The sequence below is a fragment of the Dongia sp. genome, assembly GCF_041905885.1.
Classification (GTDB): domain Bacteria; phylum Pseudomonadota; class Alphaproteobacteria; order Dongiales; family Dongiaceae; genus Dongia.
Window position 1 is genome coordinate 158,705 of the sequence record NZ_JAYRKD010000003.1, and the last position, 17,127, is coordinate 175,831.

General features: G+C 65.7%; 17 protein-coding genes and 1 pseudogene. 9 read left to right on the forward strand and 9 right to left on the reverse strand.

The window, feature by feature from the left end:
• Positions 1–97: 97 nt before the first annotated feature.
• The 5 genes and pseudogenes from thrC (at position 98) to speB (ending at position 5,239) form a co-directional block, all read left to right on the forward strand.
• A complete protein-coding gene (gene thrC / locus ACH2CY_RS04090; RefSeq protein ID WP_395016229.1) occupies positions 98–1,519 on the forward strand; it encodes a threonine synthase in 1,422 nt (473 codons plus the stop codon).
• Positions 1,516–2,799 carry a M16 family metallopeptidase gene (locus ACH2CY_RS04095; protein ID WP_395016231.1) on the forward strand — a complete coding sequence of 428 codons (1,284 nt, stop codon included), beginning with the start codon at positions 1,516–1,518 and terminating at the stop codon, positions 2,797–2,799. The genes thrC and ACH2CY_RS04095 overlap by 4 nt, the downstream gene beginning before the upstream one ends.
• Positions 2,800–2,818: 19 nt before the next feature.
• On the forward strand, positions 2,819–3,469 hold the full coding sequence (locus ACH2CY_RS04100) for a GNAT family N-acetyltransferase (RefSeq protein ID WP_395016233.1): 651 nt from the start codon (positions 2,819–2,821) through the stop codon (positions 3,467–3,469).
• A gap of 218 nt (positions 3,470–3,687) precedes the next feature.
• Positions 3,688–3,977 (forward strand): annotated as a pseudogene (locus tag ACH2CY_RS04105) (endonuclease domain-containing protein).
• Positions 3,978–4,273: 296 nt separating this feature from the next.
• Entirely contained in the window at positions 4,274–5,239 is a 966-nt protein-coding gene (gene speB, locus ACH2CY_RS04110) for an agmatinase (RefSeq protein ID WP_395016235.1), read from the forward strand.
• 115 nt (positions 5,240–5,354) lie between these two features.
• Here speB and ACH2CY_RS04115 read toward each other — a convergent pair whose 3' ends face one another.
• From ACH2CY_RS04115 to ACH2CY_RS04150, 8 genes are all read right to left on the reverse strand, one after another.
• Positions 5,355–5,861, reverse strand: a complete 507-nt coding sequence (locus ACH2CY_RS04115) for a DUF4410 domain-containing protein (RefSeq protein ID WP_395016237.1) — start codon at positions 5,859–5,861, stop codon at positions 5,355–5,357.
• 254 nt (positions 5,862–6,115) lie between these two features.
• Positions 6,116–6,514, reverse strand: a complete 399-nt coding sequence (locus tag ACH2CY_RS04120) for an endonuclease domain-containing protein (RefSeq protein WP_395016239.1) — start codon at positions 6,512–6,514, stop codon at positions 6,116–6,118.
• Positions 6,515–6,690: 176 nt separating this feature from the next.
• Entirely contained in the window at positions 6,691–7,335 is a 645-nt protein-coding gene (locus ACH2CY_RS04125) for a glutathione S-transferase family protein (protein ID WP_395016240.1), read from the reverse strand.
• Entirely contained in the window at positions 7,335–7,712 is a 378-nt protein-coding gene (locus tag ACH2CY_RS04130) for a hypothetical protein (RefSeq protein WP_395016565.1), read from the reverse strand. The genes ACH2CY_RS04125 and ACH2CY_RS04130 overlap by 1 nt, the downstream gene beginning before the upstream one ends.
• Entirely contained in the window at positions 7,667–9,118 is a 1,452-nt protein-coding gene (locus tag ACH2CY_RS04135; RefSeq protein ID WP_395016242.1) for an amidase, read from the reverse strand. Before ACH2CY_RS04135 ends, ACH2CY_RS04130 begins: the two co-directional genes overlap by 46 nt.
• A gap of 153 nt (positions 9,119–9,271) precedes the next feature.
• Complete coding sequence (locus ACH2CY_RS04140; RefSeq protein WP_395016245.1) at positions 9,272–10,717, reverse strand: amidase; 1,446 nt, start codon at positions 10,715–10,717, stop codon at positions 9,272–9,274.
• 70 nt (positions 10,718–10,787) lie between these two features.
• Positions 10,788–12,515, reverse strand: coding sequence for a diguanylate cyclase (locus ACH2CY_RS04145; protein WP_395016247.1), 1,728 nt, complete (start codon positions 12,513–12,515; stop codon positions 10,788–10,790).
• Between the two features lie 142 nt (positions 12,516–12,657).
• A complete protein-coding gene (locus ACH2CY_RS04150; protein ID WP_395016249.1) occupies positions 12,658–13,101 on the reverse strand; it encodes a 6-phospho-3-hexuloisomerase in 444 nt (147 codons plus the stop codon).
• Positions 13,102–13,103: 2 nt separating this feature from the next.
• Here ACH2CY_RS04150 and ACH2CY_RS04155 point away from each other — a divergent pair, with 2 nt between their 5' ends.
• Positions 13,104–13,349, forward strand: coding sequence for a helix-turn-helix domain-containing protein (locus ACH2CY_RS04155; protein WP_395016554.1), 246 nt, complete (start codon positions 13,104–13,106; stop codon positions 13,347–13,349).
• Positions 13,350–13,413: 64 nt separating this feature from the next.
• Positions 13,414–13,854: a VOC family protein gene (locus ACH2CY_RS04160; RefSeq protein ID WP_395016250.1), complete on the forward strand. Its 441-nt coding sequence runs from the start codon at positions 13,414–13,416 to the stop codon at positions 13,852–13,854.
• 6 nt (positions 13,855–13,860) lie between these two features.
• Here the strand turns inward: ACH2CY_RS04160 and ACH2CY_RS04165 are convergent, their stop codons facing one another.
• Entirely contained in the window at positions 13,861–14,436 is a 576-nt protein-coding gene (locus ACH2CY_RS04165; RefSeq protein ID WP_395016252.1) for a YqgE/AlgH family protein, read from the reverse strand.
• A 150-nt stretch (positions 14,437–14,586) separates the two neighbouring features.
• Between ACH2CY_RS04165 and ACH2CY_RS04170 the strand changes: the two genes are divergently transcribed.
• Positions 14,587–16,560 carry a protein-disulfide reductase DsbD family protein gene (locus ACH2CY_RS04170; RefSeq protein ID WP_395016253.1) on the forward strand — a complete coding sequence of 658 codons (1,974 nt, stop codon included), beginning with the start codon at positions 14,587–14,589 and terminating at the stop codon, positions 16,558–16,560.
• 74 nt (positions 16,561–16,634) lie between these two features.
• A complete protein-coding gene (locus tag ACH2CY_RS04175; RefSeq protein ID WP_395016256.1) occupies positions 16,635–17,117 on the forward strand; it encodes a peroxiredoxin in 483 nt (160 codons plus the stop codon).
• Positions 17,118–17,127 lie beyond the last annotated feature (10 nt).

The window sequence follows — 17,127 nt, forward strand, 5'->3', positions numbered from 1 at the left end:
GCCGACTGCCCGGCTTTTGGGGCCGAAAACCGCGCCTACGCGGTTGCCTCCCACCCCCCGCCAAACTACTGTACCGCCACCCATTTGGAGGTGGATTTTGCGTTACATCAGCACCCGCGGCGCCGCGCCGCGGCTCGATTTCGAGGCGGTCCTGCTGGCCGGCCTCGCCCGGGACGGCGGGCTCTACGTTCCGGAAACCTGGCCCAGCCTGAAGCCAAAGACGCTCGCCGGTTTCTCCGGCAAACCTTACGCCGAGGTGGCGGCCGCCGTGATGGCGCCGTTCATCGGCCCAATGGGTTCAAAGGGGTCCATCCCGCAGAAGACCTTCCAGTCGATGGTCGCCGACACTTATGCCGGCTTCCGCCACCAAGCCGTGACCCCGCTGGTCGAAGTCGGCGAGGGGGTCTGGATCGAGGAGCTGTTCCACGGGCCGACCATCGCCTTCAAGGACCTGGCCCTGCAGCTGGTGGGCCGCCTCTACGACCATGTGCTGAAGAAGCAGGGCAAGCGCGTCACCATCATCGGCGCCACCTCGGGCGATACCGGCTCGGCGGCGCTCGAAGCCTGCCGCGACCGGCGCGCCATCGACATCTTCATCCTGCATCCCCTGGGCCGCGTCTCCGAAGTCCAGCGCCGGCAGATGACCACGATCGATTCCGGCAATGTCTTCAACATCGCGATCGACGGCAGCTTCGACGACTGCCAGGACATCGTGAAGGCCTGCTTCAACGACCATGCTTTCCGCGACAAGATCTCGATGTCGGCGGTCAACTCGATCAACTGGGCTCGAGTCATGGCCCAGATCGTCTATTACGTGACCGCGGCGGTGGCGCTCGGCGCCCCCAACCGCAAGATCAGCTTCTCGGTGCCCAGCGGCAATTTCGGCAATGTCTTCGCCGGCTACGCCGCCAGGCAAATGGGCCTCGACATCGGCCAGCTGATCGTCGGTTCCAACCGTAACGACATCCTCACCCGCTTCTTCAAGAGCGGCAGCATGAAGGTGACGGACGTGGTCCCGAGCCTCAGTCCCTCGATGGACATCCAGATCTCCAGCAACCTGGAGCGCCTGCTGTTCGATCTCTACAAGCGCAACGGCACCAAGCTTGCCGAGGCGATGGCAGCCTTCCGTAAGACCGGCAAGTTTGCGGCCCCGAAATCGGGCTGGACCGCCACGCAGAAACTTTTCTCCGGCTACAAGCTGGACGATGCCGGCACGCTCAAGGCGATGGCCGATCTCTACAAGCGCACCGGCATGCTGATCGACCCGCATTCGGCGATCGGCGTCGCCGCCGCGGAAGCGATGCGCAAAGACAAGTCCGTGCCGGTGGTGGCGCTGGCGACCGCGCATCCCGCCAAATTCCCCGACGCGGTGGAGAGGGCGACCGGGGTGCGCCCGGCCTTGCCCGCGCATCTCTCGAACCTGCTTTCGCGCCGCGAACGCTACGACGTGCTGCCGAGGGACCTCGGCAAGATCCAGGACTATGTCCTCGCCCACCGGCGTGGGAGCAATGTGAATTGAACGTCGCGAAGAAGCATCGCCCCAACAGCGTGCAGATCACCACCCTGCCGAACGGCCTGCGCGTCGCGACCGACCGGATGGATTCGGTCGAGACCGTGTCGCTCGGCATCTGGGCCGGGGTCGGCACGCGGCACGAGACGGCGGAGCATAACGGCGTCGCGCATCTGCTGGAGCACATGGCCTTCAAGGGCACCAGGCGTCGCAATGCGCTCGAGATCGCCCAGGAGATCGAATCCGTCGGCGGAATCTTGAACGCCTATACCGGCCGCGAGCAGACCGCCTATTACGCCAAGATGCTGAGCGCCGACATGCCGCTGGCGATCGATGTGCTGGCCGACATCCTGCAGCATTCGGTCTATGACGAGGCCGAGCTCGAGCGCGAGCGGGCGGTGGTGCTGCAGGAGATCGGCCAGGCCGAGGACACGCCGGACGACATCATCTTCGACCATTTCCAGGAAGTCGCCTTCCCCGACCAGCCGATGGGCTGGCCGACCCTCGGCCGCGCCGAGATCATCGGCAGCCTGCCGCGCGACGTGGTGGCGCATTACCTGGAAAGCCGCTATCGCCCGGAGCGGATGATCGTCTCCGCCGCCGGCAACATCGACCATGACCGGCTGGTCGAGCTCGCCGGGCGCCTGCTCGATCGCCTGCCGAAAGGTGCCGCGCCGGGCAGCGAGAAAGCCGTCTACAAGGGCGGCGAGCATCGCGAGGAACGCGACCTCGAGCAGGTCAACGTCGTGCTCGGCTTCTCCGGCGTCAGCTACCACGATCCCGATTACTATGCCGCGGCGGTGCTGTCGCAGTTGCTCGGCGGCGGCATGTCTTCGCGGCTGTTCCAGGAAGTGCGCGAGAAGCGCGGCCTGGTTTACAGCATCCACACCTTCTCCAGCTCCTACAGCGACGCCGGCCTGTTCGGCATCTATGCCGGCACCGGCGAGAAGGAAGCGGCCGAGATGATGCCGGTCATCTGCGACGAGGTGCTGAAGGTCGCCGACAACCTGAGCGACGAGGAGGTGAAGCGGTCCGCCGCCCAGCTGAAGGCCGGCACCCTGATGTCGCGCGAAGGCACCAGCAGCCGCTGCGAGCAGCTCGCCTCGCAGCTCCTGCTCTACGACCGCCCGATCCCGGCCGAGGAGGTCGTCGCCAAGATCGAGGCGGTCGGCGTACTCGATGTCGCGCGGGCCGCCAAGCGTATTTTCGCCTCCACGCCGACCCTGGCCTCGCTCGGCCCGGTCGGCCAGGTGCCGAGCCTCGACGCGGTTCGGCGCCGCCTGGCCTGAGCGCGGGCAGGGGACCGCGATGCTGCCGCTCTTCCGCTCCGACGGTCTCTCGCGCTTCAAGCTGCTCGGCGCGCGCACCTATTTGCGCCCGCCCTCGCGCGCCGACTACAAGCAATGGATCGCCGTGCGCGAATCCAGCCGCAGCTTCCTCGAGCCCTGGGAGCCGGCCTGGGGCGAGGATGCGCTGGAGCGCGCCGTGTTCCGCGACCGCGTCGCGCGCATCCTGCAGGAATGGCGGCTCGACCTCGGCTACGGCTTCCACATCTTCCGCAAGAACGACGACCGCCTGCTGGGCGGCGTCAATCTCAACAACGTCCGCCGCGGCGTCGCGCAGGCCGCCAATCTCGGCTACTGGATGGGCGAGGAATACGCCAACCAGGGCTACATGACCGACGCGGTGCGGGCGCTGCTGCCGCATGCCTTTCAGGGCCTGGGGCTGCACCGCATCGACGCCGCCTGCATCCCCGAGAATCGCCCCAGCCGGCATCTCCTGGAAAAATTCGGCTTCCGCGAGATCGGCGAGGCCAGGGGCTACCTGAAGATCAACGGCGAATGGCGCAACCACCTGCTGACCAGCGCGCTCCTGGAAGACGTCATGAACTCCGAAGCCATGCGCGAACAGCCGGCCAATGACGGCGCGTTCAAGCAGCTGCTGGACAGAATAGTTTAGAGCCCTGTGTTAAGGGCCCCCTCCCCCAAGCCAGCGGACGAAGGTCCGCCTTCGCGGACGGGGGGAAGGTAAGGGAGGTGGTTGATGCAGCCTGAGACTTTGCCGAGATAAGACCGATGGATGATCCAGCGCTGTCACCGAGCAAAACGCGCTCAACCCGCCAAAACTGGCGCAATCGCCCGCGCACGCTGCGCAACGCCAAGCGCCTCCGCGCCAACATGACCGACGCCGAACGCCTGCTCTGGTCGAAACTCCGCCGCCACCAGATGCACGGCCACATGTTCCGGCATCAAGCTTCGATCGGGAATTACATCGTCGACTTCGCCTGCCTCACCATAAAGCTCGTCATCGAAGCCAGCACAATATCGACAAGGCGCGCAATGAGCGACGTACGCGCTGGCTGGAATCGCAAGGCTATCGCGTCATGCGGTTCTGGAACAACGACGTGCTGCGGAACATCGATGGCGTGCGCGAGGCGATCTGGCTGGCCACCAAGCCGAAAGGCTGAAGCGCGATAGTCGGTCTCGCCTCCGCAGCGAGTATGATCCTGCACCGCCTCAGGCCGCATCAACCACCTCCCCAACCCTCCCCCAATCTTGGGGGAGGGGGCTCACCCAGACCGTCACGTCGAACAGCGTCTTCTCAAGAGTCCCTCCCCCAAGATTGGGGGGAGGCCAGGAGGGTGGTTGACCTGTCCGCCGAAGCCTTGGCGCAGGCGGATGCAGCTGTGCTGTCCCCAACAAAAACCCGCCACGCAATCCAGCCCTCGGTCTAAACTCCCCCAAACACCAGGAGCCGCCTGCCATGGACCGCACCACCCCCAACTTCCCGCAGCCGGTCGACGCCGCGATCGTGCCGCGCTTCGGCGCGATTCCGACCTTCATGCGCCTGCCCTATGTGACCGAGCCGACCGAGGTCGATATCGCCCTCATCGGCGTGCCCTGGGACGGCGGCACCACCAACCGCGCGGGCGCGCGGCACGGGCCGCGCGAGATCCGCAACATGTCGAGCTTCATGCGCAAGGTGCACCATGTCAGCCGCATCGCGCCCTACGAGCTCGCGCGCATCGCCGATTGCGGCGACGCGCCGGTCAATCCCATCGACCTCATGGATTCGCTGAAGCGGATCGAGGGCTTCTACGCCAAGATCCACGCTGCCGGCGCGATCCCGCTCTCGGCCGGCGGCGACCACCTGATCACCCTGCCGATCTTCCGCGCCATCGCCAAGCAGCGGCCGGTCGGCATGGTGCATTTCGACGCGCATTCCGACACCAACGACCGCTATTTCGGCGACAACATGTACACCCACGGCACGCCGTTCCGCCGCGCGGTGGAGGAGGGGCTGCTCGACCCGAAGCGCACGGTGCAGATCGGCATCCGCGGCTCGATCTACAGCGCCGATGACATCGCCTTCGCGCTCGAGAACGGCATGCGCGTGATCTACATGGAGGAGTTCTCGAAGCTCGGCGTCGAGAAGACCATCGCCGAGGCCCGCCGCGTCGTCGGCGACGGCCCGACCTATGTCAGCTTCGACGTGGACGGCATCGACCCCGCCTTCACGCCCGGCACCGGCACCCCGGAGATCGGCGGGCTGACGACACTCGAAGCCCAGCACCTGGTCCGCGGCCTGCAAGGCCTCAACCTGATCGGCGGCGACGTGGTCGAAGTGGCGCCCCCCTTCGACCCCAGCGGCAACACCGCCCTGGTCGGCGCCACGCTGATGTTCGAAATCCTCTGCCTGCTGGCGGACGCGCGGGCGAAGCGCAGGTAGCGCAGGCCGCTCCCCAAAAAAGACCCCCTCCCCCGAGACCGGGGGAGGGTTGGGGAGGGGGGTGATGCAGCCGCGCTGCTCAAATCCAGCGCGCGGTCAATCGGAGAGCGGAGGCCTACCGCAGCGCCTGCACCACCTTGGTCGCGGCCTCGCGCACCGCGTCGTCGAGCCCGTTCTCGTCGGAGAGTGGGTGCGAGGCGGATTCGCCGGTGACGGCGAACTTCTCCACCACGCCGCCGGTGCCGTTGAACAGGGTCACGTCGGCTTTGAGCTCGTTCGATCCGGCGAACACGCCGAGGAAGATGCGCGCGCCCTGCGAGACCTTGTCGACCCCGCTCAGCGCCACGGTCATTCGATAATCCGAAGGCTGTCCCGCCTGCACCACCTGCTTGAACAGGCCCGCGGTCACCAGCCGGCCGAATAGATCGTTTTGCAACCGTCCGGCGGCGTCCTGCGAGTCCTCGTCCTCGGCCGCGGTGACGCTCAAGGCGACCACCTTGCCGGGCGGAATCGGCTCGGCCTTGGGCGTTGCCACCGCCAGCGTGCCTGACGAGTTGCAGGCGGTCAGGAAGAGAAGCCCGGCCAGGCCCACAGCCGCCAGGCCGGTGCGCAGAAATGTCATCAAGATACGGTCCCCACCGTTGGTGAAATGTAACGGGAGGTTGCATTGGCTTCGCGGCGCTTGCAAGGCCGAATTGCGACCTTTCCGCGGTCATCCCCAGGACGTAATGCCGCGGCCCCTGGACCGGCTGCTAGAGCCGAGCGGCTGCAGATTGAATTGATTATGCGGTGCTTCCTTCGCTCGCCAATGCCTTGAGGGGTCGAGACCTGCACCCCGAAATTCGTGGATGGTCCGCCTTCGCGGACCATGTTGACCTATCCGCGTGACGTTTGCTTCAGGCTCCGACACGTCTCCACCAACACCGCCAACACCCCCTCGATATTCCCCAACACCTCATTGTTCCAGAACCGCAGCACCCGATTCCCCTGGCTCTCCAACACCGCGGTGCGCGCATCGTCGTAGTCCTTCTGCGCATCATGCTGCCCGCCATCGACCTCGATCACCAGTCCGATCGGCAGACAGGCGAAGTCGGCGATGAAATCCCCGATCGGCACTTGCTTGCGAAACGGCAACCCGTCGATCTGATCCCGCCGGATTCTCGACCACAGCAGTTTCTCGGCTTCGGTCATATTGCGCCGCAGGTCCTTGGCGCGCTTCACCGTGCGCGCACGATTGCGCCGCTCACCGGGATCGTCAAAGAGGTATCGAGACATGGTAGGCGTCAACCCCCACCCAAACCCGCCCCCATCTTGGGGGCGGGGACGCCGCCAACGAGATCACCGCGAAATCATACTGCCACGTATCCTGAAGTAGAAGACCGGTGCCGTCCCCCGCCCCCAAGATGGGGGCGGGTTGGGGTGGGGGTTGACCTATCCGCGCAAAGACTGCTTCAGGCGTTCAGAAGAGGCGCAAATCCAGGTTCCGCCTTGGCCATCGCCCGCCGATACCCCGCCCGTGCCCCGACCCGCTGCAGATAGGCGAGGATGTTAGCATAGGGCGAAAGATCCATCGCCCGGAACAGCCGCATCGTGGTCAGCGAGAACACCGACATGATGTCCGCCGCGGTGAAGGCATCGCCGGCCAGCCAGGTCGCCTCGCCCAGTCGCTGCTCCAGGGTCGAGAAGACCAGCGCCAGCCGCTCCTTTGCCGCCTGCATCGGCGCGCTGGTTCCGGCCGGATCGACCCGCTCCAGAACCATCATCCGCCCGAGCGTCGGCTGCAAAGTCCCATTGGCGAAGTGGAACCAGTAGAGATAATCGGCAAAGCCAGGATCGCCGTGCTTCAGCACCAGCCTGCCGTCGCCATAGGTCTGCACGACATACTCGACGATCGCCCCGGACTCGCCGAGCGTGAGGTCGCCGTCGGTGATCACCGGCGCGATCCCCATCGGGTGCAGCGCCTTGTATTCCGGCGGCGCCAGCCGGTTGTCGGCGCGGCGCTCGGTGCGTTTCAACTCATAGGGAATGCCCAGCTCCTCGCAGAGCCAGACGATGCGTTCCGATTGCGACCGGCCGAGGTGGTGGATGGTGAGCATCACTCCACACCAGGGATCAACTGGTTGCAGCTAAAGATCGCTATAAGCATGCTCCGACTGCTGTTCTCAATCTTGAACTCTGGCCCATCAGCCATCAGCAAGGTTGGCTGACCTTGCGGACAAGCGGCGTTCATGACTTTGGTGGCTTTGACGACCGGATTCTGACCGGCAAACTCGAGCGAACCCATGGCGTTGTAGAGGTAGGGCGATGTGCCTTTGCCGTTCCGACTGACAGTGATGCCTTCGAACTTCTTGTCTACCGCGCAGCCCGCGAGGAATCCGACGCAAACTAGAAGCAGCGCAAAGCAGCGGTGTCGTGCATTGCACATTGCTATCGAGCCCCCTGAGCGCTGATCGTCGCTGCGCGCTTCTCCCACCCCATCTCCCGCTCCAGCTGCGCCGCCACCTGCAGCACCAGATGATCCTCGCCCGGCCTTGCGCCGAGCTGCACCCCAATCGGCAACCCCGTGCTGTGCATCCCCAGCGGCAGTGAGATCGCCGGCGTGCCCATGACGTTGTGGGGGAAGCAGAATTGGATCTGGCGGAAGATATGTGCCATGTAGTCCTGCGGCGAAAGATCGTCGCGGCCGAGATTGTAATGGCCCCAGGGCTCCGCCACCGCGGCGGTGGTCGGCGAGAGCCAGAGATCGTGGCGCTGGAAATAGGGCCCGAGCTTGCGGCGGATCGCGTTCAAGCTGGCATGCGAAGCGAGGAAACGGTCGGTCGAGATGGTCTTGGCGTATTCGTAGATCTTCAGCGTGACCGGTTCGAGCGTATCCGGGCCGGGCTTGCGTTTGGTCTTCGCGGCGAGGTCGTGGATCCGCTTCGGGAAATCGAAGAACCAGACGTCGAGCATGCGCTGCGCCGCGTCCTCGCCGTCATAGTCCGGGTGATCCTCCTCGACGATATGGCCAAGGCCGCTCAGCATCTTCGCGGTGCGCTTCACCGCCTCGACGATCTCCGGATCGACCGGGCGGTCGTTCAGCGGTTTCGCGGACCAGCCGATCCGCAGACGCGGAGCCGCCCAGCCGATCAGGGTGGCGTAGGTCTCCGACGGCCGCTGAATGACGAAGGGATCGCCGGGCTGCGGCACGCTCATGCAATCGAGCAGCAAAGCGGTGTCGCGGATCGACTTGGTCTGCGCGAAATTCGCGGCGAGGCCCCAACCGCCCTCGTCGATCTTCGGGCCGACCGAGACCCGGCCGCGCGACGGCTTCAGCCCGACGCCGCCGCACAAGGCCGCCGGGATGCGGATCGAGCCGGCGATGTCCGAGCCATGCGCCATCGGCACCATGCCGGCCGCGACCGCCGCGGCGCCGCCGCCGGTGGAGCCGCCGGCGCTGTAGCCTTCGCGCCAGGGCGTGGAGGTATTGCCGTAGAGCGCGTTCTCGGTGGTGCCGGACATCGAGAACTCGGGCGCGTTCGAACGGCCGATGATGTTGAGCCCGGCCTCCTGGAACATCCGCCCCAGATTGGTGTCGCCGTCGGTGGTGACCAGGCCTTCGCAGAGCCGGCTGCCGAACTCGACCTTGCGGCCGTCGAGATGCCCGGCGATGTCCTTGATCAGAAAGGGCACGCCATGGAAGGGGCCGGGGCGGAGCGTGCTCTCGGCCAAGCTGTCGATGCGGTCGTGATAGAGCTCGACCACCGCGTTGATCTTCGGGTTGAGCGCTTGGATCGCATCCGCCGCCGCGCGCGCGAGCTCGGTCGGGCTGACCTCGCGCTTCTGCACCAGGCCGGCTAGGCCGGTCGCATCGAAGGACGCGTATTCCGCAATTTTCATGGCTGACCCCAAGCCCGCGCCCAAGCTGCGGGCGGATTCCGTTTCGCCGCTCCTGAGGTCGTCAAGACCGTACACCCCGGTGTGAGCGACGTCAATCCCATATCCAAGCCTTTGATCGGTCGCGATTTCTTGCCGATGCCGAACGCAAGATAATTACGTCCGCGTCACATGCAGCGGCGGAACCCGGTCCTTCCAGGGCATCTCCTGCTCCAGCAGGGCGGCGAGCTGCAGCAGGATATGCTCCTGCGCCGGGTTGGCGCCGAGCTGCACGCCGATCGGCATTCCGTGGGAATGCATCGCCAGCGGCAGCGAGATCGCCGGCGTGCCCATCACATTGTGCTGGAAGGTGAATTGCAGCGGCCGGTCGGCGGTCACCAGGAACTCTTCCGCCGAGACGCCTTCGCGGCCCTGGTTGTAGAGCCCGTTCGGCTCGGCGACATGCGCCGTGGTCGGCGAGATCCAGACATCGCATTTCGCCATCAGCTTGCCGAGCTTGCGCCGCAGCGTGTTGATCATGTTGTGGCTGGCGAGGAATTGCGCCGGCGTGATGCGCTTCGAATGCTCGTAGATCTTCAAAGTCACCGGCTCGAGGTGTTCCGGCCCCGGTTTGCGCCCGAGCTTGGCGCCGACCGCATCGAGATTGTCGGCGAAGCCGAAGAACCAGACGTCGAGCATCTTCCGGCTCGCCTCTTCGCCATCGAACTCCGGCGCTTCCTCCCAGACCTCGTGGCCATGCGACTGCAGCAGCTTCGCGGTCCGCTCGACCGCCGCGGCCACCTCCTTGTCCACCGGCCAGTCCATCACCGGATCGACCGACCAGGCGATCCTCAGCTTCTTCGGCTGTTTCTTGATCAGCGCGAGATAGCTTTCCTCCGGCTTCGGGATCCAGAAGGGATCGCCGACCTGCGGCTTCGCCATCGCGTCGAGCAGGGCGGCGGTGTCGCGGATGGTCTTGGTCTGACCGAGATTCATGGCGAGGCCCCAGCCGCCTTCCTCGACCCGCGGCCCCGCCGAGACCCGCCCGCGCGACGGCTTCAGCCCGACCCCGCCGCAGAAGCTCGCCGGGATGCGGATCGAGCCGCCGATATCCGAGCCATGCGCCATCGGCACCATGCCCGCAACCACGGCCGCCGCACTGCCGCCGCTCGAGCCGCCGGCGCAATAGCCCTCGCGCCAGGGCGTCGAGGTGTTGCCGTAGAGCGCGTTCTCCGAGGTGCCGGCGATCGAATATTCCGGCGCGTTGGAGCGGCCGATGATGTTGAGGCCGGATTCCTTGAACAGCTTGCCGACATGGCTGTCGCCCTCGACCACGAAGCCCTTCATCAGCCGGCTGCCGCATTCGAACTTGCGCCCGTCGAGATGCTGGCCGATATCCTTGATCAGGAAGGGCACGCCGCGAAAGGGACCGTCCGGCAGCGTCTTCTCGTCCAGCCCCTCGATCCGGTCGGGATAGGTCTCCACCACCGCGTTGACCTTGGGGTTGGCGGCGGCGATCGCGGCGGCCGCGGTCTCCGCCAACTCCTTCGGCGTCACCTGCTTCTTCGCCACAAGCTCGGCGAGACCGGTCGCGTCATAGCCGGCGTATTCGGCGATCTTCATGAACGGATTTCCCCTGCGCTTCGATCTTTGCGCCGGAGCTTAGACGATCCGCTTCTCCGGGCGGAAGATGCTACTTGGCAGCCTCGGCGGGCGCGGCAACAGGTGCTGGGGTCGGCTCGGGGCCAGCCACCACCACGCGGTTGCGTCCCGCCGCCTTGGCCTGATAGAGCGCGCGGTCGGCCATCTGGAGGAGGAGCGCACGGGTCTGGGCATGGGCCGGGAACATGGCCAGGCCGATCGAGATCGTGACCGAGGGAATGACACGCTCGCCCATCGTCATCGATGTTCCGGGTACCGCGGCCCGGATCTTCTCCGCCTTGGCGGTCGCCTGGGCGGTGTTGCAGTCGGGGAGGAAGACCAGGAACTCCTCGCCGCCGTAGCGGCAGACCACGTCGCTCTGCCGGACCGAGGCGAGGAGCGCCGTGCCGACGCGGCGCAGGGCCTCGTCACCGGCCTGATGGCCGTGCGTGTCGTTGAAGCGCTTGAAATGGTCCACGTCGAGGAGCAGGACCGCGCCTGATTTCCGGTCGCGCTGCAGCTTCGAGAGGTCGCGCTCCAGGGTCTCGTCGAGGAAGCGGCGGTTGTAGAGGCCGGTCAGACCGTCGCGCAGCGCCATGTTCTCCAGCTTCTCGCGCAGCTCGATGTTGGTGAGCGACAGCGACAGCTGGTCGGTCAGGCGCTCGATCGTATCGTCCAGCACCGCGGCGGTCTTGCGCCTGCGCAGGATCTCGCCGCGGAGATGCAGCATGCCGAGGATCTGCCCGCGCCCGACGATCGGGATGCAGGCATAGGGGCCGAGTTCGTCCTCGCCGTCCAGGTGGCGGCAGGTGATCGGCGCCGCATCGGTCGCGGCGCCGGACTCCCCGGCACAGCCGTCATGGCGGCTGCCTTGGCGCAGACCCCAGCATTCCTGCGGATGCAGCTGCTCGGCGAAGGTATGCGCCTCGCCCTTCCGGCTCCATTGTGCGACCCGGGTCAGCTGGTCGCGCGAGGCGGTGTAGACGTAGAGCACGCCCGAAACCTCGGTCATCATCCGCCGCGCAAAGGAGGCGATGATGGCGTAGGCCTCGTGCCGGGAATCGGCGAGCTGCAGCGCGGTCGACATCTCGGTCACCTGGTGACGATCCTCGTTGCGCCGGCGCAGCACCTGCTCGACGGCGCCGCGGCCACTGACCTCGCTGCGGAACAGGAAGAACTGGGCGATCGAGAACAGGATGGCGATACCGAGCGACGCGACGACCAGGAACGAGTGCAGTTCGGCGTAATAGTCGGCGCTCCGCTGCGTGCGATCGGCCTCTTCCTCGAACATGTTTATCTTGTAGGTCAGCACCGCGCGCATGCGGTCCATCAGGAACTTGCTCTCGCCGAGCCGCAGCTCCTCGCGCGCCATGTTGAAGCCCTTGACCCTGGCCGTTTCCAGCAGGCTGTCGATCAGGTTCTGTCGCCGGGTCATCAACTGCGCCAGGGTGAGCTCGCTGTAACCCGGCGCGGACCAGGGATCGATCTCCGGCCCCATCACCGCGCGCAGGTTGGTGATCTGGTCGCGGCCGCGGAACAGCGGCGCCAGATAACTCGATTCACCGGTGATCAGATAGCCGCGGACGCCGGTTTCGATGTCCACCAGGGCGACCAGGACGCGCTGGGCCGCATCGGTGTGGTCGCGGATCTGCGACAGCTCGGCGCTGCGCTTGACCGCCTGGTTGTCGAGATAGACGGAAACGCCCGCCAATGCGATCAGCAAGGCGATCCCGGCCCCGAACAGAAGAGTGATGATCTGACGCCTGCGATGCCAGCTCATACCGGTCTCGATCGGTCGCACACTCGAAGATGCAACGCCGCTGCCCGGCGCTGGTTTCAGTGAAGCATGATCAAGATCAAATTGACAATTCCCTAACGACCGCACTGCGTCAGGCTAAGATATTGATAAGGATCATATAAATCTACTCGACATTGCGATGCCGAGCTTCCATGGCGGGCCTGGAGATGCCCATTCGTTCAGCCAGGGCTACCGCGATCTGGTCGAACAGGATGAACAGCGCCTGCTCGAACAGATTGCCCATGGGTTGCGTGGAGGCGACGACTTCCGCCTTTCCCTTGTAGACCGCGGCGGGCAGGAACAGCACCAGTTTTGCCTTCTTGGGCGTGACGCCGGCGGGATCGCCGGTGATGACGGCGATCTCGCCGCCGGCCTCGGCCGCGCGGTCGAAGACATAGTCGATATGCCCGATCGAGCCGCCGCCGGAGACGACGATCACGAGATCGCCCTTGGCGATGCCGGGCGTGGTGTCGTCCCAGATCCAATGGGTCGGCTTGCCGAGATGGGTCAACCGCATCGGCGGCCAGTCGGCAAGGTGGCGGTGGCGCTCGACTGTAGCCACCGCCATTCATCGCGCGCTTCTCGGCGTCGGTCGGCCTTTCGCCGAAACGCTATGCGCGCCTCGCCCGTTTCGGCCGGGTACTGTTGCGATTGGAGAAACAGCCGGACACCGGTCTCGCAGAGATCGCGCAGGCGGCGGGCTATGCCGACCAGGCGCATTTCAACCGCGACTTCCGCGATTTCGCCGGCATCTCGCCGGGCGAATATCGCAAGGCCGGCGGGGCCGGTCGCCATGTCCCGGAGAAGCGCCGGTAAATTCGTTCAATACCCTTCTGGCCGGCGCGCGCAGATTGACCTTCTCAACCTCAGGAGAAGAGCCATGCAGATCCATGAGATGTATCCCTATTTCCGCATGAAGGACACCGCGGCGGCGATCCGCTTCTATAAGGAAGCCTTCGGCATCGCGGAGAGGTTTCGCCTGGTCGAGCCGAGCGGGCGGATCGGCCATGTCGAGCTCGCCTTCGGCCCCAACACGCTGATGCTCTCCGACGAGTTTCCGGAATACGGCATCACCGCGCCGGAGCCTGCCGATGTGAAGATGTGCATCCATATCCATGTCGAGGATTGCGATGCGCTGATGGCGCGGGCGATTGCGGCCGGCGCCACCCTGGTCCGACCGGCGGCGGATCATTTCTACGGCGAGCGTTCGGGTGCGGTGCGCGATCCCTTCGGCTACGACTGGCTGATCGGGCATTCGATAGAAGTGGTCGAGCCCTCGGAAATGCAGCGCCGTTATACCGAGATGCTGAAGAACGCCTGACCGCGCTCAGGCGTGGCCGGCTTCGCCGGTGAGGAAGGTGAAATCGACGCCGATCTTGCTCAGCGAGCGCTCCCATTTGTCGTTGAGCGCGTCGTCGAAGATCAGCTCCTCGTCGGCCGGCACGGTCAGCCAGGCATTGGCCTGGAGCTCCTGATCGAGCTGGCCCGGACCCCAGCCGGCATAGCCCAGGGCCAGCAGGCTGCGCCGCGGGCCGGAACCCGAGGCGATGTCCTTCAGGATGTCGATGGTCGCCGTCAGCCCGACCGTGTCGCCGACCTTCAGGGTCGCGTCATCGACATAGTCGGTGCTGTGCAGAACGAAGCCGCGCCCGGTCTCGACCGGACCGCCGCTGCGGATGCGGATATGCTCGCCCTTGCCGTGGGCGTCGATGTTGAGCTGCTGCAACAGGTCCGGGAAGGTGAGGGAGCCGACCAACCGGTTCACCACCAGGCCCATGGCGCCGTCGCTGGTATGGGCACAGATATAGATGACCGAGCGGGTGAAGCGGGCGTCGCGCATCTGCGGCATCGCGACCAGCAATTCTCCGGTCATAAAGCCTTGATGAGAAACAGTTTTACCCATAGCTTCCCTCTCGCACGCCATCTGGTCGCAGCCACCATTTCGTGACCTTAACCATCGTTGAGTAAGCCTATAATCCGCCTCGAAAGTTGGCAAATGATGAATGCGACATCAAGACCGGCGGATCCAAATAAGCAGCGGAATCACAATAGCTTGACCCGCAAGTGTGCTTCCGGCGCCATGCTCCTGCTGGCCCTCCTGTGGGCAGGCATCGCGCATGCCGAATCGGGCGCGGGCAACGCGGTGGCGACCGAGCAGAGCGCGGCGCGCCTGGTGACCGCGGTGACCGGGGCAGGGGACTTGAAGGCCTTGCCGGCCGGGCTGGAGATCACCCTCAAATCCGGCTGGAAGACTTATTGGCGCTCGCCGGGCGATGCCGGCTTCCCGCCGGAGCTCAAATTCGACGGCTCGGAGAATGTGGCGGCCGCAGAGCTGCAGTACCCGACGCCGCACCGCTTTGAGCTCTTCGGCCTGCAGACCTTCGGCTACAAGGACCAAGTGGTCTACCCGATCGCGGTGACGCCGGAGCGGCCGGGCGAGGCGGTGAAGCTACGCGCCCATCTGCGCTACCTGGTCTGCGAGCAGGTCTGCATCCCCTACGACGCCGATCTCGCGCTGGACATCCCCGCCGGCCCGCCTGGCCCGAGCGACCAGGCGCCGCTGGTCAACCGTTTCCAGGCCATGGTGCCGGGCGACGGACGCAGCGCGGGATTGCAGCTCACCAACGTGCGCGTCGAGGCCGGCAACAAGCTGGTGGCCGAAGCGGTGAGCGACGGCCAGAATTTCAGCGATCCCGATTTGCTCGTCGAGGGGCCGGCCAGCCTGTTGTTCGGAAAGCCGGATGTTTCACTGAGCGACAATGATCGGCATGCGACGCTCACCGTGCCGATCGAGCCATCGACGGATACGTCGCAGACGGCGGGCAATCTCACGCTGACCTTGACCGACGGCGAGCGCGGGCTCGAGGCCAAGGTGAATCTGCCGAGCCTGGCGCCGGCCGCTTTGCTGTCGAACGCCGCGGCGGCGCCGGTTGCGCCGGAGGCATCGCCGCTGCTGCTGATCCTCGGCATCGCGCTGCTCGGCGGATTGATCTTGAACGTGATGCCCTGCGTGCTGCCGGTGCTGGTGCTGAAGCTCACCTCCGTGCTGCAGCATGGCGGCGGGGAGGGCGGGCAGGTGCGCTTGAGCTTCCTCGCGACCGCTGCCGGCATCGTCTCCGCCTTTCTGGCGCTGGCCGCGTCGCTCGTGGGATTGAAGCTCGCGGGCCATGAGATCGGCTGGGGCATCCAGTTCCAGCAACCGGTCTTCCTGGGCGTTCTGGCGACGATCTGCCTGGTCTTCGCCGCCAACCTCTGGGGCCTCTTTCAAGTGCCGCTGCCGGCGCTGGCCGGCGACTTGGCATTGGCCGCCGATCGCCGGGCGGGCCAACACAAGATGCGCGGCGCCTTCCTGACCGGCGTCTTCGCGACCGTGCTGGCGACACCGTGCTCGGCGCCGTTCGTCGGCACGGCGATCGGCTTCGCTTTGTCGCGCGGCACCACCGAGATCTTTGCGATCTTCCTGGCGATGTCGGTCGGCCTCGCGCTGCCCTATCTCGCGGTCGCGGCGGCGCCGCATCTCGCGGTGATGCTGCCGCGGCCCGGCCGCTGGATGGTCTGGCTCCGCAAGATGCTCGGCGTCAGCATGGCCGCGACCGCGCTCTGGCTCGGCTGGGTGCTGGCGGGCCAGCTCGGCATCCTGCGCGCGACCCCCGCCGACCAGGCCCAGGGCGAGGCAGTGCACTGGCAGGTCTTCGATCCGGCGGCGATCCCGGACCTGGTCGCGTCGGGCAAGGTGGTGTTCGTCGATGTCACCGCCGACTGGTGCCTCACCTGCAAGGCCAACAAGACCCTGGTGATCGATCGTCCTCCTGTGAGCGCCAGCCTCAACCGGGCGGACGTCGTCCCCATGGTGGCGGACTGGACCCGGCCCGACCCGGCGATCAGCCGCTATCTTGCGCATTTCAACCGCTATGGCATTCCTTTGAATGTGGTCTATGGACCGAAGGCGCCGGAGGGCATCGTGTTGCCGGAGCTGCTCACCTCCGACGCCGTGGAGCAGGCCATCCGCCAAGCGACGGGTGGTTGAATTTCGCCGCCCGGCCGGGCTAAGTTCCGGTTCGAATTTCCCGACATACTGCCTGAAGCTGAAAGGAACTTCCGATGACGATCAAGGTCGGCGACAAGCTCCCCTCCGTCACCCTCAAGTACATGAACAAGGACGGCATGCAGACCGCCACGACGGACGATCTGTTCAAGGGCAAGAAGGCCGTTCTGTTCGGCCTGCCCGGCGCCTTCACGCCGACCTGCTCGGCCAAGCACCTGCCGGGCTTCGTCACCCATGCCGACGACCTGAAGAAGAGGGGCGTCGAGGTCATCGCCTGTCTCTCGGTCAACGACGCCTTCGTGATGGACGCCTGGGGCAAGGCACAGAATGCCGGCGAGAAGGTGATGATGCTGGCCGACGGCAATGCGGATTTCGCCAAGGCGACCGGCCTCACCATGGACGGCACCGGCTACGGCATGGGCTTGCGCACCAGCCGCTGGGCGATGGTGCTCGAGGACGGCAAGGTTAGGACCTTGAATGTCGAGGCGCCCGGCGCCTTCGAGGTTTCCAGCGCCGAAGCGGTGATGAAGACGCTCTAACAGCAACCGG